12 protein-coding genes, 1 other RNA gene and 1 pseudogene are annotated in these 24048 nt (G+C 75.0%); 8 read left to right on the forward strand and 6 right to left on the reverse strand.

The window, feature by feature from the left end:
• The first annotated feature begins 113 nt into the window (after positions 1 to 113).
• The 3 genes from ACIGAN_RS22440 to ACIGAN_RS22450 all read left to right on the forward strand — a co-directional run bounded on the left by ACIGAN_RS22440 (position 114) and on the right by ACIGAN_RS22450 (position 13515).
• Positions 114 to 1676, forward strand: a complete 1563-nt coding sequence (locus ACIGAN_RS22440) for an MFS transporter (protein WP_399859875.1) — start codon at positions 114 to 116, stop codon at positions 1674 to 1676.
• The gene (locus tag ACIGAN_RS22445) at positions 1636 to 12696 is read left to right on the forward strand and encodes an amino acid adenylation domain-containing protein (RefSeq protein ID WP_399859878.1); all 11061 of its coding nucleotides are present in this window, start codon (positions 1636 to 1638) and stop codon (positions 12694 to 12696) included. Before ACIGAN_RS22440 ends, ACIGAN_RS22445 begins: the two co-directional genes overlap by 41 nt.
• A 129-nt stretch (positions 12697 to 12825) precedes the next feature.
• On the forward strand, positions 12826 to 13515 hold the full coding sequence (locus ACIGAN_RS22450; RefSeq protein ID WP_399859881.1) for a hypothetical protein: 690 nt from the start codon (positions 12826 to 12828) through the stop codon (positions 13513 to 13515).
• 48 nt (positions 13516 to 13563) lie between these two features.
• Here ACIGAN_RS22450 and rnpB read toward each other — a convergent pair.
• The 3 genes and pseudogenes from rnpB to ACIGAN_RS22465 all read right to left on the reverse strand — a co-directional run bounded on the left by rnpB (position 13564) and on the right by ACIGAN_RS22465 (position 15714).
• Positions 13564 to 13969, reverse strand: an RNA gene (rnpB, locus tag ACIGAN_RS22455) — RNase P RNA component class A.
• A gap of 115 nt (positions 13970 to 14084) precedes the next feature.
• Positions 14085 to 14864 (reverse strand): annotated as a pseudogene (locus ACIGAN_RS22460) (DMT family transporter); the annotation flags it as partial.
• A 19-nt stretch (positions 14865 to 14883) separates the two neighbouring features.
• Entirely contained in the window at positions 14884 to 15714 is an 831-nt protein-coding gene (locus ACIGAN_RS22465; RefSeq protein WP_399859883.1) for an AraC family transcriptional regulator, read from the reverse strand.
• Positions 15715 to 15920: 206 nt separating this feature from the next.
• On the opposite strand from ACIGAN_RS22465, the gene ACIGAN_RS22470 reads away from it, so the two are divergent.
• From ACIGAN_RS22470 to eda, 4 genes are all read left to right on the forward strand, one after another.
• On the forward strand, positions 15921 to 16682 hold the full coding sequence (locus ACIGAN_RS22470) for a MerR family transcriptional regulator (RefSeq protein ID WP_399859886.1): 762 nt from the start codon (positions 15921 to 15923) through the stop codon (positions 16680 to 16682).
• Positions 16679 to 17257 (forward strand): hypothetical protein, encoded by a 579-nt coding sequence (locus ACIGAN_RS22475; RefSeq protein ID WP_399859888.1) that lies wholly within the window; start codon positions 16679 to 16681, stop codon positions 17255 to 17257. Before ACIGAN_RS22470 ends, ACIGAN_RS22475 begins: the two co-directional genes overlap by 4 nt.
• A 43-nt stretch (positions 17258 to 17300) precedes the next feature.
• Positions 17301 to 18083, forward strand: coding sequence for a peroxide stress protein YaaA (gene yaaA / locus ACIGAN_RS22480; RefSeq protein WP_399859891.1), 783 nt, complete (start codon positions 17301 to 17303; stop codon positions 18081 to 18083).
• A gap of 64 nt (positions 18084 to 18147) precedes the next feature.
• On the forward strand, positions 18148 to 18801 hold the full coding sequence (eda, locus tag ACIGAN_RS22485) for a bifunctional 4-hydroxy-2-oxoglutarate aldolase/2-dehydro-3-deoxy-phosphogluconate aldolase (protein WP_365737709.1): 654 nt from the start codon (positions 18148 to 18150) through the stop codon (positions 18799 to 18801).
• Here the strand turns inward: eda and ACIGAN_RS22490 are convergent.
• The 3 genes from ACIGAN_RS22490 to ACIGAN_RS22500 form a co-directional block, all read right to left on the reverse strand.
• Entirely contained in the window at positions 18776 to 20668 is a 1893-nt protein-coding gene (locus ACIGAN_RS22490) for a bifunctional RNase H/acid phosphatase (protein WP_399859893.1), read from the reverse strand. The genes eda and ACIGAN_RS22490 overlap by 26 nt on opposite strands.
• An 84-nt stretch (positions 20669 to 20752) precedes the next feature.
• A complete protein-coding gene (locus ACIGAN_RS22495) occupies positions 20753 to 21496 on the reverse strand; it encodes a zinc ribbon domain-containing protein (RefSeq protein WP_399860094.1) in 744 nt (247 codons plus the stop codon).
• A complete protein-coding gene (locus ACIGAN_RS22500) occupies positions 21493 to 22356 on the reverse strand; it encodes a Nif3-like dinuclear metal center hexameric protein (protein WP_399859895.1) in 864 nt (287 codons plus the stop codon). The genes ACIGAN_RS22495 and ACIGAN_RS22500 overlap by 4 nt, the downstream gene beginning before the upstream one ends.
• 199 nt (positions 22357 to 22555) lie before the next feature.
• Between ACIGAN_RS22500 and ACIGAN_RS22505 the strand changes: the two genes are divergently transcribed.
• Complete coding sequence (locus ACIGAN_RS22505) at positions 22556 to 23989, forward strand: hypothetical protein (RefSeq protein ID WP_399859898.1); 1434 nt, start codon at positions 22556 to 22558, stop codon at positions 23987 to 23989.
• Positions 23990 to 24048: the final 59 nt, after the last annotated feature.

Here is a 24048-nt window from a genome sequence, read left to right on the forward strand (position 1 = left end):
GTGGGGCCCCCGGTGGCCTGTTTCCACCCGTCGGCCCGAACGCTTCTGCAATGATCGACCGAACGCTCGGATGGTAGGGCGGCCGACTTCGGCCACCGAGGGTGAGGGGTCCGGTGACGGGGGTGGACGGGAGGTTCCGGTCCCTGGTGGTCGCGCACGCCGTGTCGGCCTACGGGACGTACCTCAATCTGATCGCGCTCAGCCTGTTCTCGTACGAGGTCACGGGCAGCGCCCTGGGCGTGGGCGCGGTGATGGCCGTACGCCTGCTGTCCGGTGTCGCGGCCGGGCTCGCGGCGGGGGCCGTGACGGCCCGGGTGACCCGCCGCACGGTCATGGTGACCACCGACCTCGCCCAGACGCTCGCCATGGCCGTGCTCGCGCTGGGGGCCCGGGACGTCTCGCCCGGGGTGCTGTTCGGCGCGGTGCTGGTGCTGGGCGCGGGCAACACGCTGTTCAACGTCGCCCTGCGCAGCGCGGTCCCGGTCATGGTCGGGCAGGACAGCCGCGCCCGGGCCAACGGCGTGCTGGTGACGGCCCGTTCCGTCGCCACGGTGCTGGGCTTCGCCTCGGCGGCGCCGATCATCGCCTTCGGCGGCTTCGGTCTCGCCTTCGCGGTCAACGGCGCGAGCTTCGCGGTGTCGGCGGCGGCGGTGCTGGTGCTGCGCCCGCGCACGGACTCCGCGGCGGCGGTCAGCCCGGCGACCGAGGCGGACCAGCCGGGTGACGCAGCGGCCGGGGCCTGCCGTTCGGCCGACGCGAAGGCCAACCCGACCAGTGGAGCCGACCGTTCGGCCAGCTCGGCGAACAACCTGGTGACCAAGGCTGACCGTTCGGCCGACGAGAAGGGCAACCGGGTGGCCGACGGCGACCGTTCGGCCGACGCGGCGAACAACCCGGTGGCCGACGGCGACCGTTCGGCCGACGCGGCGAACAACCCGGCGACCGAGGCCGACCGATCGACGGCCGGAGGGCGGCGGCGCCCGGGCGCGAGGGTCCGTGGTGGGCGGCTGGGGCTGCGGGTCGCGGGGGTCGCCGGGCCGTTGCTCGGCCTGATCGCGCTGCGGGGCCTGGACGCGCTGGCGTCCGCCTCGCACAACGTCGCGCTGCCGCTGGCCGCCACCGCGGCCGAGCCGTCCGAACCGGCGTTGTTCATGACCCGGTTCTGGTCGGCCTGGGCCGTGGGCACGCTCCTCGCCCACCAGGTCCTCAAGCGCCGCCCGCACGGGACGACCTGGGGCGAGCGGGCCTTCGCGGCCGGCACCTGCGCGATGTCGCTCTGCTTCGTCGCGGCCTTCACCGGCCCGCCCGCCCCGGCCCTGATCGCGGCCGCCCTCGCGGCGGGCTTCGCCGACGGCTGGACCGAGATCGTCTACACCTCGCGCCTCCAGGCCGCCCCCGACCGGCAGCGCGACCGGCTGTTCGGCCTGTCCGCCACCGCCGAGCAGTCCGGGTTCGCGCTGGGCACGATCGCCGCCGCTGCCGCGTTGGAGACGCTGTCCGCCCTGACCGTCGTGGGCGCCTTCCACGGGGTGGCGGCGTGCGGGGCCCTGGCCCTGCTGTTCACCGTACGGAAGCGCCACGCGCGCAAGGCCACGAACCGTTCGTGCACCACCGCAGAAGAGGGAGAGGACACGCATGGAGCGTCTACGGGGGCAGGCCGTCTGCCGGGGTCCTGAGCCCGAGCGGACCGAGGACGACCCGGTCGACGCGGTACGGGCGCTGCTGGGCGCCGCCGCCTCGGCGCGCGGCGGTGCCGTCGTCACCCTCGCCGCCGACGGCACGACCGGCTCCCGGTCCTATCCCGAACTGCTGGACGCGGCACGCCGGATGCTCACCGGGCTGCGCGAGCAGGGGGTGCGGCGCGGCGACCCGGTGGTGCTGTGCGGGCTGCCGCTGGACGAGTTCTTCCCCGCCTTCTGGGCCTGCGTGCTGGGCGGAGCGCTCCCGGTGGCCATCGCCGAGCACCCCGCCCCGGGCTCCCCGGCCCTCGAACGCCTGGGGCAGACGCACGCGTTACTCGACGGGCCGCTGGTCCTGACCGACGCGCCCGGCGCCGCCGCCCTCGCCCACGCCTCGCCCGCCCCCCGGATCGCCCTCGCCCGGGACTGCCTGGCCGCGCCGCCCGCGCCGGACCACGTCGAGCCCGGCCCCTCCGACACCGCCCTGCTGATGCTGTCCTCCGGCAGCACCGGGGTCCCGAAGGCGGCGCGGCTGACCCACGCCGGGCTCGCGGACTTCGCGGCGAGCAGCCGCCGGATCCTCGACGTCCGCCCGGACGACACGATGGTGAACTGGCTGCCCGTCGACCACAGCGGCGCCTTCCTCCTCTACCACCTGCTCGCCGTCTTCACCGGTGCCACCAACGTCCACGCCCCCACCGAGCACGTGCTCGCCGACCCGCTGCGCTGGCTCGACCTCCTGCACGAGCACCGGGCACGGCACAGCTGGGCGCCGACCTTCGCCTACCGGCTCGTCGCGGACGCGCTGGCCGAACGGCCCGACCGTCACTGGGACCTGGGCGGGCTGAAGTCCCTGCTGTGCGGGGGCGAGCGGGTCGTGCTGCCGGTGCTGCGCCGCTTCCTCGACGCGACGGGCCCGTACGGCGTGCGCGAGGAGCACATCGCCCCGGTGTGGGGCATGGCCGAGACGGTCACGGCCGTCACCTACGGCCGGCTGGACCGGCCGGGCACCGTGCACCGCCTGCTCAAGAGCAGCCTGGGCGGCGACCTGGTACGGGCCGGTGAGGACACCCCGGACGCGGACTGCGTCACGTTCGTCGCCTGCGGCTCGCCCGCGCACGGCGTCACGCTGCGCGTCGTCGACGACCACGGCGACCTCGCCCCGGCGGGCCGCGTCGGCCGGCTGCAGGTGCACTCCCCCGCCCGTCTCACCCCGGGTTACGTGCGCAACCCCGACGCGGACGCGGCCGCCTACCCGGCCGGGCCGGACTGGCTGGACACCGGCGACCTGGCCTTCCTCGACGGCGGCCAGGTCGTCATCACCGGGCGGCGCAAGGACGTCATCATCCTCAACGGCCTCAACGTCTACTGCCACGAGGTGGAGGAGGCCGCCACGGCCGTCGCCGGGGTCCGGCAGGGCGAGGTCGCCGCGTGCGGGATCCCGTCGGCGGAGCAGGGCACGGAAGAACTGGCGGTGTTCTTCGTCAGCCGCGGTGCCGCCGAGGACACCCGGATCGCCGCGGAGGTGCGGGCGGCGCTGTTCAGCCGCCTCAGGCTCACGGCCGCCCACGTCCTGCCCGTTCCCGAGGCGGAGTTCCCGCGCACACCGGCGGGCAAGGTACGCCGGGAGGAGCTGCGGAGCCGGCTGAGCCGGGGCGAGCCGCGGGACATGGCCCCGGGCGGCGAGCCGCAACACGGGCCGGGCCCGGACCAGGACCAGGACGCCGACGCGGTGACCCGGGCCGTCCGGGAGGAGTTGGCCGCCGTACTGGGCCGCCCGGCCGATGCGGACGTGCCGTTCTACGAACTCGGGCTGACGTCCGTGCTGTTGGTGCGGCTGCGGAACCGGCTGACGGAGCGCCTGGGCGTGCCCGTGCCGCAGACGGCGTTCTTCGAGCACCCGACGGTCACGGCGCTCGCGACCCACCTCGCGGCCGATTTCGCCACCCACCTCGCGACCCACCCCGCGAACGGACCCGCGCCGAACTCGACTTCGGCGCCCGTGCCCATCCCCACACCCACACCGGCACCCGCGCCCACACCCGCCCCCGCACCCGCGCCCGCAGTCCCGTCGGCGAGTGAGACCACTCCGGGCCCGGCCGCCGGACCCGACGCGGTGCCCACGGGCAGCCGCCCTGACCAGCGTGTGGCCGTTATCGGGATGGCGCTGCGCTTCCCCGGCGCCCGTACGGCCGACGAGTTCTGGGCGAACCTGCGGGACGGCGTGGACAGCGTGCGGGTGTTCGGTGAACGGGAGCTCGCCGCGGCCGGGCTCACCGCAGAGCAGCGCCGCGCCCCCGGTCATGTGCCCGTGTCCGGAGTGCTCGACGGCGTCGAGGAGTTCGACGCGGACTTCTTCGCGCTCAGCCCCCGCGAGGCCGGGCTCACGCACCCCGCGCACCGGCTGTTCCTGGAGTGCTGCCACCAGGCCCTGGAGGAGGCCGGCCACGCGGCGACCGCCCCGGGCACGCGGGTGGGGGTGTTCGCCGGGTCCGGCATGAACCTCTACGACCACCAGCGGCGGCCCGCGACCGGCACCCCCTACGACCCGGCGGACCCCGCCGCCGGCATGCAGTCGGCCATCGGGCGGGAGCCGGACTTCCTCGCCACGCGCGTCGCCTACCGGCTCGGCCTGACGGGCCCGGCGATCGGCGTGCAGACGGCCTGTTCCACGTCCCTGGTCGCCGTGCACCTGGCGGTGCAGGCGCTGCTCACCGGGGAGACGGACCTGGCCCTGGCCGGCGCGGCGGCCGTGCACCTGCCGCAGGAGACCGGCTATCACAGCCACCCCGGTTCGATCCTGTCCCCCACCGGCCGCTGCCGGGCCTTCGACGCGGAGGCGGACGGCACGGTCGGCGGCAACGGCGTGGCCGCCGTGCTGCTCAAGCGCCTGGACCGGGCGCTGGCCGACGGCGACACCGTGCACGCGGTGATCCTGGGCTCCGCGGTGAACAACGACGGTGCCGCCAAGGTCGGCTTCAGCGCCCCCGGTGTCGAGGGGCAGGCCGAGGTGGTGCGCCAGGCGCTGCGCCGGGCGGACGTGCCGCCGGAGACGATCTCCTACGTGGAGGCGCACGGCACCGGGACCCGGCTCGGCGACCCGGTGGAACTCACGGCGCTGGCCCGGGCCCTGCGCCCGGGCGAGGACGGCCCGGCCGGTTTCTGCGCGGTCGGTTCCGTCAAGCCCAACATCGGACATCTCGACAGCTGCGCGGGCATGGCCGGGCTCGTCAAGACGGTCCTGATGCTGCGCCACCGCACGCTCGTGCCGACCCCGCACCTGACGCGCCCGAACCCGGAACTCCCCCTCGCCGACAGCCCGTTGCGGCTGGCGACGGAGCTGGAGCCGTGGCGGGTCCCGGACGGTGTGCCCCGCCGGGCCGGGGTCAGCGCCCTGGGCGTCGGCGGCACCAACGCGCACGTCGTCCTGGAGGAGGCCCCGCCCGCACGCCCCCGCCCGGTGCCCGAACTGCCCGTCCTGGTCCCGGTGTCGGCCACCGACCCCGAGTCCCTCGACGCGCTCACGGCCGCGCTCCGCGAGCGGCTCCTGGCCGACCCGGACCTGGCGGCCGCCGACGTGGCCGCCACCCTGGCTCTCGGCCGGCCGCACCGCGCGGCCCGCACCGCCGTGACCGGCCGCACGGCCGGCGACCTCGCCCGTGCGTTGGCGGAACACCGGCGGACCGTACCGGCCCCGCTCGGCCCGGTCGCCTTCGCCTTCACGGGCCAGGGCAGCGCCCGCCGCGGCATGGCACGGGGCCTGTACGCCGCGCACCCGGCGGCGCGGGCCACGCTCGACCGCTGCGAGGAGCTGCACGTCCGGGAGTTCGGCGGCAGCCTGCTCACCGCGCTGCTCACCGCCCCCGGCCCCGACGGCCCGGACGGTCCCGCCGGCCCTGATCGTCCCGCCGGGCCGGACGGTGCCGCCGCGCCGGACGGTCCCGCCGCGCCGGACGAGATCTGGCCCACCGACACCGCGCAGCCCGCCCTCTTCGCCCACCAGGCGGCGCTGGCGGACGCCTGGCGGGCGGCCGGGATCCGGCCCGGGCTGCTGTTCGGCCACAGCGTCGGCGAGTACGCCGCGCTGTACGCGGCCGGTGCCCTCTCCCTGGAGGACGGGCTGCGGCTCACCGCCTGGCGCGGACGTCTGATGCGAGACCGATGTCCGGCCGGAGGCATGCTCGCCGTCCGGTGCGACCGTGCCACCGCCCGCCGGATCGCCGCCGCCTCCGGTACGGAACTCGCCGCGGTCAACGGCCCGGACGCCCAGGTGCTGTCGGGTTCGCCGCAGGCCCTGAAGGAAGCGGCGCGGCTGCTGGACCTGGAGGGCCTGCGCCGGCGTGCGCTGCCGGTCGACCGGGCGTTCCACTCCGCGGAGATCGACGGCGCGCTGGACGCGTTCCGGGACCTCGCGGCAGCGGTGACGTACCGCGCGCCGCACACCCCGCTGGTGACCACGGCCGACGGGGAGCTGCGCCGGGCCGGCTGGACGGTCGACGCGGAGTACCTGCGCCGCCAGGCCCGGCAGCCGGTCCGCTTCGACCTCGCCATGGCCACGGCCGTCGCGCAGGGCTGCCGGGACTTCGTGGAGATCGGCGCCGGGCGCACCCTCACGGGCCTCGGGCGGCACTGCGTACCCGACAGCCGGTGGCTGCAGGGGCAGGGCGCGGGCGACACGGCCGCCGAGCAGGTGCACGGCTTCCTGACGGCCCTCGGCTCGCTGTACGGCAGGGGCGCCGACCTGGACTGGCGGGCGCTCACGGGAGCCGGCGGCCGGGTGCCGCTGCCCGGGCATCCACTGCGGCGCCGGAAGGTGCCGTACCTGACGGCCGCGATGCCGTCCGAGGGCGGGACGCCGCTCGCGGACGCGGCTGCGCTGACAGCTCCCGAGGCCGTCACGCGGACCGGGCCGGACAACGATGTCCTCGACTTCGTACGGCGATCGGCGGCGGACAAGCTCGGCCGTCCGGTGGCGGACGTGACACCGGACCGCTCCTTCTTCGAGCTGGGCGCCGACTCGCTGTCCCTGATGGGCCTGACCACGGAACTGCAGCAGCGGTACGGCGTCCGGGTCCCGGTCCGCGAGGTGTTCGACACGGCCGACACGCCGGGGAGGCTGGCGGAGCGGGTCGCGGAGCTGCGGGGGAACGGGCGGGACGCGATGGATCCCCCGTCGCGAACGGTGATCGAACCGCCGGCCTTGGAGGAGCCGGTCGCTCAGGAACCGGTCGCTCAGGAGCCGATCGCTAGGGAACCGGTCGCTAAGGAGCCGGTCGCTCAGGAGCCGGTCGCTCAGGCGGCAGCGGCGCCCACCGCCCCGCAGGAGTCACCGGACGGCCTGACCGCCCTCTTCGGTCAGCAACTGCGCCTGGCCGAGCAACTCGTCGACCAGGTCGGCGGGATGATCTCCCGCCAGCTCGACGTCCTCGCGACGACCCCCACCGGGACGGCACCGCCCCGGGCCACCGCCGTCACCCCGGCACCCGTGCCCAGCCCCCGCCCCTCCCCCTCGGCCGCACCCGGCGGCACCGACTTCAGCCTGTACTTCTTCGGCGACTACCCCGAGGACACCGACCACGACAAGTACGGCCTGATCATGGCCGCCGCCGACTTCGCCGACCGGCACGGCTTCCACGCCCTGTGGTTCCCGGAGCGGCACTTCAACTCCTTCGGCGCGCTCTTCCCCAACCCCTCCGTCCTGGCCGCCGCCCTCGCCGCCCGCACCAGCCGGATCCGGCTGCACGCCGGGTCCGTGGTGCTGCCGCTGCACCATCCGGCCCGGGTGGCCGAGGAGTGGTCGGTCGTCGACAACATCTCCGGCGGGCGGACGGGTCTGTGCTTCGCGAGCGGCTGGCACGCCACCGACTTCGCGCTCGCCCCGCAGCACTTCGGCCGGCACCGCGAGGTGATGTACGAGCACCTGGCGACCGTACGGGACCTCTGGTCGGGGCAGCCGGTGAAGACCACCGCGGGTGACGGCACGCCCGTGGAGATCACCCTGCACCCGCGGCCCGTGCAGGAGCGGCCGCCCATGTACGTGGCCGTCGTCGGCAACCCGGACAGCTACCGCCGGGCGGCCGCCGAGGACCTCGGTGTGGTCACCAACCTGATGACGCAGACGGTGGAGCAACTGGCCGAGAACATCGCGCTGTACCGGCGCAGCCGTGCCGAGCACGGTCTCGACCCGGCGGCCGGGCGGGTGGTGGTGCTCGTGCACACGTACCTGGAGGACGACGCGGAGCGGGCGCGGGCCGAGGCGTACCGGCCGTTCCTGGCGTACCTGCGGTCCTCGCTCTCCCTCTTCGACCAGGTCACCAACAGCCTGGGCTTCCAGGTGGACCTGGAGAACACGCCCGAGGAGGACGTGGAGTTCCTGCTGGGCCGCGCGTACGAGCGCTACTGCGCGTCCCGCGCCCTGATCGGCGACGAGCACACCGCCGCCGAGACCGTACGGCGTCTGCTGGCGGCCGGGGCGGACGAGATCGCCTGCTTCGTGGACTTCGGCGTGCCGAAGGAGAAGGTGCTGGCCGCGCTGCCGGTCCTGGACCGGGTGCGCCGGACGACTCCCGCACCGGACCCACGACCGCGGCCCCGGCCCGAGCCCCGCCCGCAACCCGCCGTGCACACGGCCGCCCCTCCCCCCGCACCCCGCCCGCGACCGTCCGCCGGCGCCCCCACCGCCCCTCCGCCCCGCCCCCGCCGCCGTCCTCTCACCCCCGCCCAGCGCCGCATCTGGTTCCTGGAGCAACTGCACCCGGGCACCGCCATGTACCACGAACCCAAGGCGATCCTGCTCGACGGCCCCCTGGACGTCGCGGCGCTGCGCTGGGCGCTGGACCGGGTCGCCGACCGGCATCCCGCCCTGCGCACGGTCTTCGGCGACACGGACGGCGTCCCCTACCAGGAGATACGCGACCGCATGCCGCTCGACTGCCCCGTGGAGGACCACACGGGCGCGACGGAGCGGGAAGCGCTGCGCTCGGTGCTGGCGGCCGATCACGGGCTGGACCTGTCCGCGGGCCCCCTGGTCGCGGCCCGGCTCCTGTGCCTCGCCCCGGACCGTCACCTGCTCTTCCTGCTGGCCCACCACATCGTCTTCGACTCCTCCTCCACGACCGTGCTGGCCCGCGACCTCGCCGCGTACTACCGCGCCCGGCGCGGTGCGGAGCCCGAGCCCCGGCCCCTGCCCGAACTGCCCGCACCGGCCCGCCCGGACCCCGCCTCCCTCGGCTTCTGGCGGCACCACCTCGCCGGTGCGCCCGAGTCGACGCTTCCCACCGACCGCCCGCGCCCACCCGTCCGTTCGGGAGCGGGCGCGAGCCTCACCCACGCCCTCGACGCCGAACTGGCGGACGCTGTGCAGAAGTTGGCAGCCCGGCACCGCGCCACCCCCTTCATGGCGCTGACCGGCGCGATCGGCGCGGCCCTCGGCCGGTTCGCGGGACAGCGGGACGTGGTGATCGGCACGGCGCTGGCGTCCCGTCCGCCGGGCGCCGAGGACCACGTCGGCCTCTTCCTCGACACCGTCCCGCTGCGCCTGGACCTCACCGGCGACCCGGACTTCCCGGCCCTGCTGCGCCGGGTCCGCGAGAGCAGCACCGCGGCGTACGAGCACAGCGGCGTCCCCTTCGACGAGCTGGTCGGCGCGCTCAATCCGCCCCGCGACCCGGGCCGCAACCCGCTGTTCCAGGTGATGGTGGAGTACGAGAACGAGGGCGAGGCGGAGTTCGACCCGCCGCACCTGACCGCCACCCTGCTCGACGTCCCGAGCGAGCGCGCCCCGTTCGACCTCAGCGTCTACCTCACCCGCCACCCGGGCGGCATCCGCTTCATGGTCGAGTACGACACGGCTCTCTTCGACGAGTCCACGGTGCGCCGCTTCGTGGACCACGTCGAGCAGGTGCTGCGCCGGGCGCTGGACACCCCCGGCGCGCCGCTGTCCGGCCTGACGGCCCCCACGGCGGCCGACCGCGCGCTGCTGGCCGCCCTGGACCGCACGGCGGAGGCCGCGCCGCCCGGCACCCTGCACACCCTGTTCGAGGAGCAGGCCCGCCGCACACCGGACGCCGTCGCGCTCCTCGGCGACGAAGTCGAGCTGTCGTACGCGCGGTTGGACGCGGCGGCGAACCGGCTGGCCCATCTGCTCCGCAGCCGGGGCGCGCAGCGCGGACGGCGTGTGGCGGTCCTGCTCCCCCGCGGCCCGCAGTTGATCACGGCCCTGCTGGCGGTCCTCAAGACGGGCGCGGCCTACGTCCCGCTGGACCCGTCCCTGCCCGCCCCCCGCCTGGCCCTGCTCCTCGCCGACACGGAACCGGTGCTCCTCGTCACGTCCGAGGGCACACCCCGGCCCGGCACCGAAGTCCCCGTCGTCCTCGCGGAGTCGGCGGACGGCACCTTCCCGTCGACCCCCGTCACGGACGGCCCCGGCCCGCAGGACCCGGCCTACTGCATCCACACGTCGGGCTCGACCGGCCGGCCGAAGGGCGTGCTCGTCCCCCACCGGGGCCCCGCGAACCTGGTCCGCGGCCACCTGGCCCGTCACCCGGCGCTGCGCACCCTGCAGTGGACGTCACCGGCGTTCGACGTGAGCGTCCAGGAGATCTTCACGACGCTCGCTTCGGGCGCGGCACTCGTCCTCGTCGACGACGCCGTACGGCACGACCCGGCGGCGGTGGAGCGCACGGTCCGCCACCACCGGGTCCAGCGCCTGTTCATGCCCTGCACCCCACTGAAGTACCTGATGGAGACGGCCCCCGAACTGCCGTCCCTGCGCGAGCTGTTCAGCGCCGGCGAGGCCCTGCACCTCACTCCCGCCTTCCGCCGCTTCCTCGCCGCCCACCCGCACTGCGCGCTGTACAACCAGTACGGCCCCACGGAGACGTCGGTCATCGTCACGTCGCACCGCGTCGACCCGGCCGGCGAGAAGTGGCCCCCGATCGGCACCCCGGTGCCGGGGGCGCGCGTCCTGCTGCTGGACGAGGCGGGCCGGCCGGTGCCGGCCGGAGCGGTCGGGGAGATCCACGTCGGCGGGGTGCCGGTGGCGCACGGCTACCACGACCGCCCCGCCGAGACGGCCGCCGCGTTCCTCGACGACGGCGCGGGCGGGGCGCGTTACCGCACGGGCGACCTGGGACGCCTGCGCGCCGACGGCACCCTGGAGTACCGGGGCCGGGCCGACGACCAGGTCAAGATCCGCGGCCACCGGGTCGAACCGGGCGAGGTGCGGGCGGCGTTGACGGCCCTGCCCGCCGTCCGCGACGCGGCGGTGCTCGCGCGCCGCGACCAGCACGGCGACCAGGAGCTGGTGGCGTACGTCGTCCTCACCGAAGGAACGTCCTGGACCGAGGATCGCGCCGCGCTCGCGACCCGCCTCCCCGACCACCTGGTCCCCCGCCGCTGGGTGCCCCTGGACCGCCTCCCGGTGAACACCTCCGGCAAACTGGACCGCGCGGCCCTGCCGGAAGCCGGGCGGGACCCGGCGGAACCCGGGCAGGACCCGGCGGACCCCTCGCACTCGGCACCGGCCACGGACCTGGAGCGGGTGCTGCACGACCTGTGGTGCGAGGAACTGGACACCCGGCGGGTCCCGGTCACCACCCCGTTCTTCGAACTCGGCGGCCACTCGCTGAGCGCGATCCGCCTGCTGAACCGGATGCGGGAGGCGGCGGACATCGACCTGACCATGGCGGAGTTCTTCCTCGACCCGACGATCCGGGGCATCGCGACCCGCCCCAGGGTGATGGACACAGCGCCGATGCCCTCCACCCTGCGCCGCCTGTGGCACCGCCACCACACCCTCACCGACCCGAGTGTCTACAACATCGCCCACCGCATGGACCTGCGCGGCGCGTTGGACCCCGAGGCGCTGCACCAGTCCCTCCGCGACGTGGTGGCGCGCCACCACGCCCTGCGCGCCAGGCCGGTGCGCCGGCCGGACGGCAGTCACGCGGTCGACATCCTGGCCGAGGTCCCGGTGGACCTGCCGGTCACCGACCTGCGCGCCGGGCCGGGGACGGCGGCGGACCGGTGGTGCGCCGAACGCGTCACCCTCCCCTTCGCCCTGGACCGGCCCCCGCTGTTCCGCTTCGCCCTGGCCCGCCTGGCGGACGACCACTGGCTGCTGCTGACGGTCTTCCACCACGCGGTCTGCGACGGCTGGTCCCTGGGCCTGATCCGACGGGACCTGCAGGAGTTCTACAACGCGCGCCGGACCGGCGGAGCACCCCAACTGCCGCCTCTGACGCACCACTTCACGGACTTCGCCCGGACGGAACACTCCCTCCCGGACGACCGCAGGAAGACCTTGGAACACTTCTGGCGCAAGGAACTCACCGGCGTCCCCCTGCGCCCACGCCTCCCCTACGACCACCCCCACCCCGGCACGCTCTCCGGCCGCGGCGCCCTGCACACCTGGACCGTCGACGACGACACCCCGGCCCGCCTCACGGCCACGGCGACCCGCCTGGGCACCACGCCGTACACGGTCCTGGCGGCCACGTTCGCGAAGTGGCTCGGCACGCTGTGCGGTGAACAGGACGACATCGTCCTGGCGGCGTCCAGCGCGAACCGCCTCCCCCGCGAACGCGCCGAAACGGTCGGCATCGTGGGCGACGCGGTCCTCCTCCGGGCCCGCCTGTCGGAGGCGGACTCGTTCGCCGCCCTGGTGACCCGGCTGGGCACGACCCTCTTCGAGGCCCTGGACCACCAGGACCTCCCCCTGACGGACGTGGTCTCCCTGGTGGCCCCGGAGCTGACGAAGACCCTGTTCCCGACGGTCCTCTTCACGGTGATCACGACGGAACCCCCGGCCCTGCACCTCGAGGACGTCCGCACGACCGTCCGCCCCCTCCCCGTCGAGGGCGTGGCCCGCAACGAGCTCTACACGGTGATCACTCCGGAGGCGGACCGCATCACGATCACCTTCGAGTACTCGACGGACCTGTTCGGGGCGGAGACGGTGGAGGGCTGGGCTAAGTCCTTCACGAGGCTCCTGAGGGAGGTGACGACCACTCCCTGATCACCGCGACGGGGTGGCCCACTCCTCGGCGGCGAGTCACCCCTGAGCGCATCACCTGCGGGGAAAGCGCCCCCGAACCGGCGGTGACGATGGGAGACTTGGGACCTGACGATCCGAGGAGTTCGAGGCATGGCAGCAGACGCCCACGACGGACAGGTTCCCGAGCCGAGCGAAGGCGGGCGGCGAGCCCTCGACCTCCTGGACAAGGCGATCGACAGCCAGAGCGTCCTGGTGCGCAAGAACATCGCCCGGGCCCGTCAGCGCAACCCGGAGGCGACACCGGCACAGGTGATCCGCACCCTGGAGCGCATGTACGTGAGCACGTTGACCGGGACCGGCGCCGCGGTGGGAGGGACCGCGGCAGCGCCCGGTGTCGGTACGGGGGTCGCACTGGCGCTGTCGGCCGGCGAGACGTTCTCCTCGCTCGAGTTGAGCGCCCTCTTCGCCCTGTCACTCGCCGAGGTCCATGGAATCCCCATCGACGAGGTCGAGCGCCGCCGGACGATCGTCATGGGCATCATGCTCGGCGGGAGCGGCTCGGCCACCATCACCAAGGTCGCCGAGCGCACGGGGCAGCACTGGGGACGGCAGGTCGTGGCCAAGGTACCGGTCGAGACGTTGCGCCAGATCAACAAGATCCTGGGGAAGAACTTCGTCACGAAGTACGGGACCAAGCAGGGGATCGTCGTCCTCGGCCGCGTGGCGCCGTTCGGCATCGGCGCGGTGATCGGCGGCGGCGCCAACGCCGCCATGGCCACCCTGACCGTCCGGGCGGGCCGCCGCGCCTTCGGCCCTCCCCCGACGACCTGGCAGGACTGACACGCGGCACACCACCACTGCCGCTCCCGCGGCGCCGACGGAGAGCGGCAGACGAGTCGGGCTGTACGCCGGGTTCTGTTCCCGGTGCTCCTCGCGGAGCGCCGGGCGACGGCCATCCATCTAGGGCCGGCGTTGCCGCCGGCCTCGTGCGGTCTACCCGCGGACTCGGGCGGGCAGCCCTCGAACGTCCGCGCAGAGACACCGGGGTGTCTCCTCCTGACCTTGCTCCGGGTGGGGTTTACCTAGCTGCCTGGGTCACCCCAGGCACTGGTGGTCTCTTACACCACCGTTTCACCCTTACCGAGGACCGAGGTCCCCGGCGGTCTGCTTTCTGTGGCACTGTCCCGCGGGTCACCCCGGGTGGCCGTTAGCCACCACCCTGCCCTGTGGAGCCCGGACGTTCCTCGGGAAGCTCCCCGTCAGGGGGACTCCACGCGGCCGTCCGCCCGGCTCGTCTGCCGTGCCGACCATGGTACCCGGCGTGCCGCGGGCTTCGGCGCCGCCGCCGTGGCCAGGACCGAGCCGGCCAGGATCAGGGCGAACGCGGACAGCACCGTCGGGGTCAGGTGCTCGTCCAGGAAGGCGGCCCCGGCCGCCACCGCGACGGCCGGGTTGACGTACGTGATGACCGCCGCGCGGGTCGGGCCGACCTCCTTGATCAGTTCCAGGAAGGCCACGAACGCGATGGCCGTGCAGACGACGCCGAGCGCCACGAGGGCGGTGAGGGTCTGCGGTGAGGGGAGGGTGGCGGGGCGCGAGGCGACGGCCGCCGGGGCGTAGACCAGGGCCGCCAGGGCCAGGCAGGGCGTGATGAGGTGCAGCGTCGGGACGTCCTTGAGGTGGCGGCTGGCGATCAGCGGGGCCGTGGCGTAGCCCACGACGGTCACCAGGACCTCCGCCAGCGAGAAGGCGTCGCCGCCGGTCAGGTGCGGGACGGTGAGGACGCCCACGCCGGCGAGGCCCAGCGCGAGACCCGTGATGCGGCGGGTACCGAGAGACTCGGCCGCGCCGAAGAAGCGGGAGAGGACGACCGCGACGATCGGCACGCCGGCGATCAGCAGGCCCGCGGTGGAGCTGGAGAGATGGCGTTCGGCGTCGGTCAGGGTGTACCAGGGGCCGACGATCTCGATGACCGCGAAGGCCAGCATCGGCTTCCAGTGCGTCCGCACGGTGCGCGCCAGGCCCGGCTGGCGCAGGGCGAAGGGCAGCAGGAGCGCGGCGCCGAGCGCGCAGCGCGCGAACACCACCGCCGACGGGGACAGCTCGTCCACCGCCACCTTGATCAGCAGATAGGGGATGCCCCAGACCACTCCCATCAGGGAGAACAGGAACCAGCCGCGTGCAGTCATGTGCCGAGTTTCGGCCGTCTCACCGCGCCGCGTCTTGAACGCTGTTGCGGTACGCCGCCGGGGTCACGCCCAGCACGCGGCGGAACCAGCGGGTGAGGTGGGCCTGGTCGGCGAAGCCGACGAGCGCGGCGACCTCGGCGGGGCGCAGGCCGGAGTCGAGCAGGCGGCGGGCACGGGACACGCGGTGCTGGGCGAGCCAGGCGTACGGGGGGACGCCCATGGTCGTGCGGAAGGCACGCAGGAGCTGGTAGCGGGACAGGCCCAGGTCGGTGGCGAGGGCGGCCAGGGACGGGGGTTGAAGCAGTTCGTCCGCGAGGCGGTCGCGTACGGTCCGGGCGATGTGGCCGGCGCCCGGCACGGTGTCGCTCGCGGCGCGGGCCGTGGAGTGGCGGTGGGCCAGGGCGGTCAGCAGCCAGGGCAGGCGGGACTCGGCTTCCAGCGGGTCGGGGCAGGCGCTGATGTCGGTGTGGGCGGCGCGCAGGGCGGCGGCGAGTTCCGGGTCGTGCAGGACGGGGTCGTGGAAGTGCGGCGGGCCGCCGCCGAGGGTGCCGTCGGTGAGCAGGGCCGGTTCGGCGTAGAGGGCCTGGTAGGCGTAGCCGTCGGCGGCGGCCGGTCCGCCGGTGTGCATCTCGCCGGGCTCCAGCACGACGATCGAGCCGGGATAGGAGTGGATGTGTCCGCCCCGGTACGCGATGACCTCCGACCCGCCGACCGTGACGCCGACGGTGAACTCGTCGTGCGCGTGGGGTGCGTAGGTGTGCCGGTCGAAGTGGGCCGTGAGCAGGTCCAGGGGCGGACCGGCCCGCCCCAGCCGGGCTCGGGTCCAGCTGGCTCGTTCCCGTATCCCCATGACACACACCCCCGCCCCCCAGGGGATCAGAGGAGGTCCGCGGTGTCCAGATCGGAGGCGGAGGGTTCCTGGAGGGTGACGGGCCTGCCGAAGGGGCGGGCGGAAGCGGGACCCGCTCCCTCGACCACGGCACACGGTCAAGACGGCCCGCAGACACCGGGCGGCGTGCTTGACCCTGCCGCGGCGTCAACGTCTTCACTGGTGGCATGCGGATCGGAGAACTCGCCGCGGTCGTCGGCGTCACCACGCGGGCCGTGCGGCACTACCACCATCTGGGGCTGCTGGCCGAGCCGGAGCGGCGCCCCAACGGGTATCGGCAGTACACGCTGCGGCACGCCGTCGTACTGGCGCGGATCCGGCGGCTGACCGAGCTGGGGCTGGGGCTCGCCGAGGTGCGGGACGTGCTCGCGGACGACGCGGGCAAGGACCTCGTCGAGGTGCTGACCGAGCTGGACGAGGATCTGGCCCGGCAGGAGGAGGCCGTCCGGGAGCGGCGCGGACGGCTGCGCGCGCTGCTGGAGGCGGAGGGCGGGCTGCCCGCCGAGGGGCCCGTCTCGCCCGAGCTGGCCGCGCTGTTCGCGGGGACCGCGCACCTGACGGACAGCCCCATGGCGGCCAAGGACCGCGAGATCATCGCCTTCCTGGAGACCTCCATGCCTGCCGGGGCACGGGAGCGGATGGTCGCGTCGATCGGTGAGGCGCTGGGGAGTCCGGGGGCCGTGGCGCGGGCCGGTGAGGCGTACGCGCTGCTGGACGCGCTCGCCGACGCCGAACCGGACGATCCGCGGGTCGGGGACGCGGCCCGGGTGCTCGCCGGCTGCATTCCCCCGGGGCTGCTCCCGGAGAGCGCGACCTGGGGGCTCGACCGGGACGACGGCGTGCTGCGCGCCTTCTACGACGACCTGGCCCCGGCACAGGCCGAGGCGGTCCGCCGTGCGCTGCGGATCCTGGCCGGACAGCGGCGATGAGGGTCGCGGGGCTGCTGGTCCGGCACGAGGCGCGGGTGCTGGTGAGCCTGGTGCTGTGGGCGGCGCGGCGCACGCACGGGACACGGGGCGGGACGGCCTTCGGGTACGCGCGCGGGCAGGGCGCGATGATGGCGGGTCTCGCGTTCGTCTGCGTGGTCGAGACGGTCGCGATGTCCGTGCTGCTGCGGGACTTCCCGGCCGCGCACGCGGTGCTGCTGTTCCTGGACGGGTACGGCGTGGTGGTCGTCGTCGGGCTGCACGCCTCGTCCGTGGTGCGCCCGCACGTGCTGGACCCGGACCGCGGGATCCTGCGCATACGGCGGTACGTCCATGTCGACCTGTGCGTGCCGCTGGAGCGGATCGCCTCGGTACGCCGCGAGCTGCGCATGACGCACCAGCGGGCCGACGGCGAGCTGGACGTCGAAGTCGGGTCGCAGACCACGATCACGCTCGAACTGACCGAGCCGGTCACCCACGTCTCCTTCCTCGGCCGGCGCCGCCGGGTCCGGGTCGTCCGCTTCCACGCCGACGACGCCGACGGCCTGGTCCGTGCCCTCGGCCCGGCACGGGTGTGAGGCCCCCGTACGCTGTCGGCGGAGTTCGATCGAAGGAGTACGCGTGCTTGTCCTGCTGCCGCCGTCCGAAGGAAAGGCCTCGTTCGGCCGGGGTGCGCCGCTGAAGCCGGAGTCGCTGTCCCTGCCGGGGCTGGCCGGGGCCCGGGAGGCGGTCCTGACCGAGCTGGTCGAGCTGTGTTCGGGCGACGAGGACAAGGCGCGCGAGGTGCTGGGGCTCAGCGAGGGGCTGCGCGGCGAGGTCGCGAAGAACGCCCGGTTGCGGACGGCGGGGGCGCGGCCGGCCGGGGAGATCTACACCGGTGTGCTGTACGACGCGCTCGGCCTGGCGACCCTCGACGCGGCCGCCAGGCGGCGTGCGGCGCGCTCGCTGCTGGTGTTCTCCGGGCTGTGGGGTGCCGTGCGGGTGACGGACCGGATCCCGTCCTACCGGTGCTCGATGGGGGTGAAACTGCCGGGGCTCGGGGCGCTGAGCGCGCACTGGCGTACGTCGATGGCGCCGGTGCTGGACGAGGCGGCCGGGGGCGGGCTGGTGCTGGACCTGCGGTCGGCCGCGTACGCCGCCGCGTGGAAGCCGAAGGGCGAGGTCGCCGGGCGGACGGCGACCGTGCGGGTGCTGCACGCGCCGACCCGGAAGGTGGTCAGTCACTTCAACAAGGCGACGAAGGGGCGGATCGTGCGGAGCCTGCTGACCGACGGGGCGGCTCCCCGGTCGCCCGCCGAGCTGGTGGAGGCGCTGCGGGACCTCGGCTACGTGGTGGAGGCCGGGGCGCCCGCGAAGGCCGGTCAGGCGTGGGCGCTGGACGTCCTGGTGGACGAGGTCCACTGACCCGACGTTGCAGCACGCGCAACGCCCTTTGCGCGCTCTGCATCCCGGACGGCAGGATGAGGCCATGGCCTCCTCCTCCGCCCTGCCCGCGTCCGTGCTGGACCTCGCGCCCGTCGTCCCCGTGGTCGTCGTCGAGGACGTCGGCGCCGCCGTACCGCTGGCGCGCGCGCTGGTGGCGGGAGGGCTGCCGGCGATCGAGGTGACGTTGCGGACGCCCGTGGCCCTCGACGCGATCCGGGCCATCGCCCGGGAGGTTCCGGAGGCGGTGGTCGGCGCCGGGACGGTGATCAGCGCCGGGCAGGTCGCGCAGGCGGTGGCGGCGGGGGCCCGGTTCCTGGTGAGCCCCGGCTGGACCGAGGGGCTGCTGGAGGCGATGCGGGCGTCCGGTGTGCCGTTCCTGCCGGGGGTGTCGACCACGTCCGAGGTGGTGGCGCTGCTGGAGCGCGGGGTGCGGGAGATGAAGTTCTTCCCGGCGCAGGCGGCGGGCGGCACGGCGTATCTGAGGTCGCTGGCCGGGCCGTTGCCGCAGGCGCGGTTCTGCCCGACGGGCGGGATCGGCCCGGACTCCGCCCCGGAGTATCTGGCACTGCCCAACGTCGGTTGCGTGGGCGGCAGTTGGATGCTGCCGCCGGACGCGGTCGCGGGCGGCGACTGGGGGCGGGTGGAGGAGCTGGCCCGGGCGGCGGCCGGGCTCAGCGCAGGTGGGACGTGTCGTTGAAGAGGCGGACGCTGGCGTTGCCGTCGGCGTAGTACGCCACGGCCGACAGGGACGCGGCCGACAGTTCCATGCGGAACAGGGACTCGGGCGGGGCCCCGAGGGCGAGCCGGACGAAGGTCTTGATCGGCGTCACGTGGGTGACGAGCAGGACCGTGCGGCCCTGGTGGGCGGCGATCAGCTTGTCGCGGGTGGCGGCGATCCGCTCGGCGGTCGCGGCGAAGCTCTCGCCGCCGCCGGTGGGTTCGGCGTCCGGGGAGGCGAGCCAGGCGTTCAGGTCCTCGGGGTGCCGCTCGCGCACCTCGGCGAAGGTGAGTCCCTCCCAGGCGCCGAAGTCGGTCTCGCGCAGCCCGTCCTCGATCTCCACGTCCAGCCCGAGCCGGGCCGCGACGATCCCGGCGGTCTCGCGCGTGCGGGCGAGGGGCGAGGAGACGACCGCCTGGATCGTCCCGCGCCGGGCCAGCATCGCGGCGGCCCGCTCGGCCTGCTCCCGCCCCACGTCGGACAGGGAGGGGTCGGTCCCGCCGCTCCCCGAGAACCGCTTCTGCGGCGTCAGCGGCGTCTCGCCGTGCCGCAGCAGGACGAAGGTGGCCGGCGCACCCATGTCGGCGGGCGCCCAGCCGGGCGCCGCCACGGGTTTGCCGGCCCGGGGGCCGGTAGCGGTTTGGGTTTCGGCAGCGGCCTGGGTGTCGGCATCGGCGTGGTTGCCGGAGTCGGCGTGGTTGCCGGAGTCGGCCCGCGTGTTGGCACCAGCCCGGATACCGGCATCAGCCGGCGCCTCTGCACCGGCCCGCGCATCGGCACCAGCCCGGGTGCCGGCATCAGTCCCCTCCGTGGAGGGCCGCACCGTCGTGGCTCGGGTGCCCGAGCCGATCCCCTCGGTGGTGACCGCGGCCCGCGCCACGCGGGTACCGGCGTCGGTCTTCGCACCGTACTCGTCCGCCTGCGCGGCGCGGCCGTCGGCGACGGACCCGGCCTCGGCAACGCCGCCTCCGGTGTCCGCCGTCCCGCCACCGTCCTCGGTGTCCGCCGTCCCGCCACCGTCCTCGGTGTCCGCCGTCCCGCCACCGTCCTCGGTGTCCGCCGTCCCGCCACCGCCCTCGGTGTCCGCCGTCCCGCCACCGCCCTCGGTGTCCGCCGTCCCGGCACCGTCCTCGGCGACGGCCCGTGCCGCACGCGCATCGGCGGCCGCGGCCGCCGGGGCGACGGCGGTCTCCTGGCCGACGGTCTCCTGGCCCGCGGTCTGCGCGTCCGCGCCGCCCGGCGCGCTCGTCGCCCCCCGGGCGGACGGCACGGCACTCGGCCCCGGGCCGGGCGCCGCGGCGGAGGCCCGGCCCGCCGCCAGGGCGTCGCGCACCCGGGCCGCGCCCGCCGCCGCGTCGCCGGGCGGTTCCGGCGTCGCCGCCGGCCCGGCCGTCGTGTCCAGGCCGGCCGTCGAGGCCGGCTCCGACCACTGTTCGCCTCTGGCGCCCGCGTCCATCGCCTCGTTGGCCAGCCGGTCCGCGTGCTTGTTCCTCTCGCGCGGGATCCACTCGTACGTCACGCGCCCCGGCGGGAAGATCCGGGCTGCGTCCGCCGCCAGGGGCTTCATCGCGGGGTGCTTGATCTTCCAGCGGCCCGACATCTGCTCGATGACGAGCTTGGAGTCCATCCGGACGTGGACCGTGGCGTCGGGGTCCAGGGCGTGGGCGGCGCGCAGGCCGGCCAGCAGGCCCCGGTACTCGGCGACGTTGTTCGTGGCGACGCCGATGTACTCGGCGGCCTCCCGCAGCGTCCGGCCCGTCGCCGCGTCGCTCACCACGGCCCCGTAGCCCGCCGGTCCCGGGTTGCCCCGTGACCCGCCGTCCGCCTCGACGATGAACTCCCGCACCGCAACTGCCCCCTGAGGACTAGAGACTGAACTAGGGACTAGCGACCAGCGACCAGCGACCAGCGACCAGCGACTGAACGAGGGCTACAGACCGGACTCGGACGTGCGCACCAGGATGCGGCCGCAGTTCTCGCAGCGGACCACCGTGTCGGGCGCCGCCTTGCGGATCTCGTTCAGCTCCGTGATGGCCAGCTCCTGCCGGCATCCCTGGCAGCTGCGCGCGTACAGCTTCGCCGCGCCGACGCCGCCCTGCTGCCCGCGCAGCTTGTCGTAGAGCTTGAGCAGGTCGGCGGGGATGGACCCGGCGACGACCTCGCGCTCCTTGGTGACGGTGGCCACCTCGGCGTCGATCTCCTCGAACGCCGCGTCACGCCGCCCGGTCGCGTCGTCGATCTTCGCCTGGACGGAGGAGACCCGCTCGGTCAGCTCGGCGACCCGCTCCTGCGCGGACTCCCGGCGCTCCATGACCTCCAGCACCACGTCCTCCAGATCGCCCTGCCGCTTGGCCAGCGAGGCGATCTCGCGCTGGAGGTTCTCCAGGTCCTTGGGGGAGGTGACGGCACCGGAGTCCAGGCGCTGCTGGTCGCGGGTGGCGCGCTGGCGCACCTGGTCCACGTCCTGCTCGGCCTTGGTCTGCTCGCGGGCGGTGTCGCTCTCCTCGGTCTGCGCGGCGACGAGCAGGTCGCGCAGCTGGGTGTGGTCCTTGGTCAGCGACTCGATCTCGGCGTGCTCGGGCAGCGACTTCCGCCGGTGGGCCAGCTGCTGGAGGCGGACGTCGAGGTCCTGCAGGTCGAGGAGGCGGATCTGGTCGGCGGGCGCGGCGTTCAGTTCGGGGCTCCCAGGGGGTCAGAAGTGGTCGAGGCCGCGTGGGCGGTCCAGGGGTCGGTGACCGTCTTGGAGACGTGGACGCGCAGGTCCCATCCGTTGCGGTCGGAGATCTCGTCGAGCTGGCTCGCGGCCAGCTCGCACCAGGGCCACTCGGTGGCCCAGTGCGCCGCGTCGAGCAGCGCGAGAGGGCTGTGGGCGCGGTCCGCCATGAACTCGGATGCCGGGTGGTGGCGCAGGTCCGCGGTGAGGAAGGCGTCGACGCCGGCGGCGCGCACCCGGTCGAAGAGGCTGTCGCCGGAACCGCCGCTGACGGCGACCGTGCGCACGAGCGCCTCGGGGTCGCCGGCGACGCGGATGCCCTGCGCGGTGGCGGGCAGCCGCTCGGCGGCGCGGGCGGCCAGTTCGCGGACGGTCAGCGGGTGGTCCAGCGCGCAGACCCGGCCCAGGCCGCGGCGGCTCTCCGGGTCGGCCGGGTCCGGCACGAGCGGCCCGGTGACCCTCAGGCCCAGGGCGCCCGCGAGGGCGTCGGAGACGCCCGGGTCGGCGGTGTCGGCGTTGGTGTGGGCGACGTGCAGCGCGATGTCGTTCTTGATGAGCGTGTGCACGACGCGGCCCTTGAAGTGCGACGCCGCGACCGTCGTGGTGCCGCGCAGGTAGAGCGGGTGGTGGGTGACGAGCAGGTCGGCGCCCAGCTTCACCGCCTCGTCGGCGATCTCCTGGACCGGGTCGACGGCGAACAGCACGCGCGTGACCTCCTGGTCCGGGTCGCCCGCGACGGTGCCGACCGCGTCCCAGGACTCGGCCCGCTCGGCGGGCCACAGGCTCTCCAGCGCGGCGATGACTTCAGACAGACGGGGCACGGGTGCAAGGCTACCCGCCTGATCTGTGGCGTTGAACCGCCACCGCCTCCGCCGGCCCGCGCTCGCCCCGCTCAGCACACACGGCCCCTTCCCTTCAGGCGAATCGTTCCTGGAACACCCTTATGTGTGAAGTGGGGCGCCAGGGAATTCCCCGCCTGTTCGTGCGAAAACTACGTTCGTCACTGGAGGTGACCGAACGATGACTGCCTGTGCGATCGAGCCTTCGGCGGGACACGGGGACGGGGACGGTGCCGCGCCGGCCGGCTGCACGCTCAGCGCGGACGGCGCCTACGGCGCGCGCCTCGCGTCGGCCGGTGACGCCTGGTTCCCGGAGCGCTGGACCCTCGACGGCCCCGAGCCCTACGCCGTGCCCCTGCCCCGCAACCAGCCGGAGGAGCCGGGCACGGAGGTGCAGCCGATGGGTGACGGGCGGGTCCTCATCCACCGCCGGGTGGCCGGGCGGCACGCCTTCTCGCTGCTGTACCCGACCGGGCCCGGCACCGGGGAGCTGCCGCTGGGCGCGGTCGAGTGCCATGACGACCGCGCCCGGCTGCGGTTGCTGCCGCCCGCGCCCTGCGGGGAGAAGGCGTACGCCCTGGCGGTCGGCCCGCGCTCGACGTCGGTGTGGCTGGTGGCGGGCGGCGCCTTCGGGCCCGAGCGGGTGGCGGAGCTGCCCGGCCGCGGCTCGGGCGGGGTCTGGCTGGACCGCGCGGGGCGGCTGCTGGCCCTGGACCGGGAGACGGGCGGGCGCACCAAGGCGGTCGTGGTGGACCTGGAGCGCGGCGGCGAGGTGTCGCCGCTGCTGCAGATCGCCGCGGACAGCGACGACCGGCTGCTGCTCGCCGATCACGACAGCGGCCTGCTGATCGTCCGCTCCGACGCGCCCTCGCCGGGGCAGGAGCGGCTCGGCTGGGGCGTGCTGGGCAGCACGCTGCCGGTGCGGTTCCCGGAGTGCCTGCGGTTGCGGGACTGCTCCGTCACGCCGTTCGCGATCCAGCCGGGGCAGGTGCTGACGCCGGAGAGCTGCGCGGTGGCGCTGCGGGTCGACGGGCCCGCGGGCAGCTGGGTGGGGGTGTGGCGGCCGGCCGAGCGGCGGGTGCACCATCTGCCCGCGCCGGAGGGCTGGTTGACGGGGACGGGCCTGTGGACGGCGGACGGGGTGCTGCGGCTGCCGTACGCGACGGAGGCGGTGCCGTGCGGGGTGGCACGGCTGCGCCCACCCGCACCCGCCCTGCCGGACCCGGACACCACCCCCACCCCGCCGGCCCCCGGCCACGCGCCCTCCCCGACCGGACCGGCGCTGGGCACCACCGACCCGCCGCCAGGCCTCCCACCCTCCCCCACCCAACCGGCACCCGACCTCGCACCCTCCCCCACCGACCGGGCACCGGGCACCACGCCACCGCCCCCCGACTCACACTCACACCCTCATCCGCATCCGCATCCGCATCCGCATCCGGATTTGAGACCCGGCCTCGTGTCCCCGCACGCGGCCGGCGGGGACACGACGACCCCCTTCCCCGCATTCCCCGCACCCCCGCTTCCGGAGCGGCCCGGACCGCCTCCGGCGCCCTCGGCCGCACGGCCGGTGCCCCTCCAGGAGGCCCCGCTGGGACGCCTTGTAACGAACTAGTGCCGGTTGGCGCGGCCGCCTGGATCCGGGGCGAGGGGCGCCGGTTAGACTCACCCGGC

The organism is Streptomyces sp. NPDC085931, from assembly GCF_044540565.1.
GTDB lineage: Bacteria > Actinomycetota > Actinomycetes > Streptomycetales > Streptomycetaceae > Streptomyces.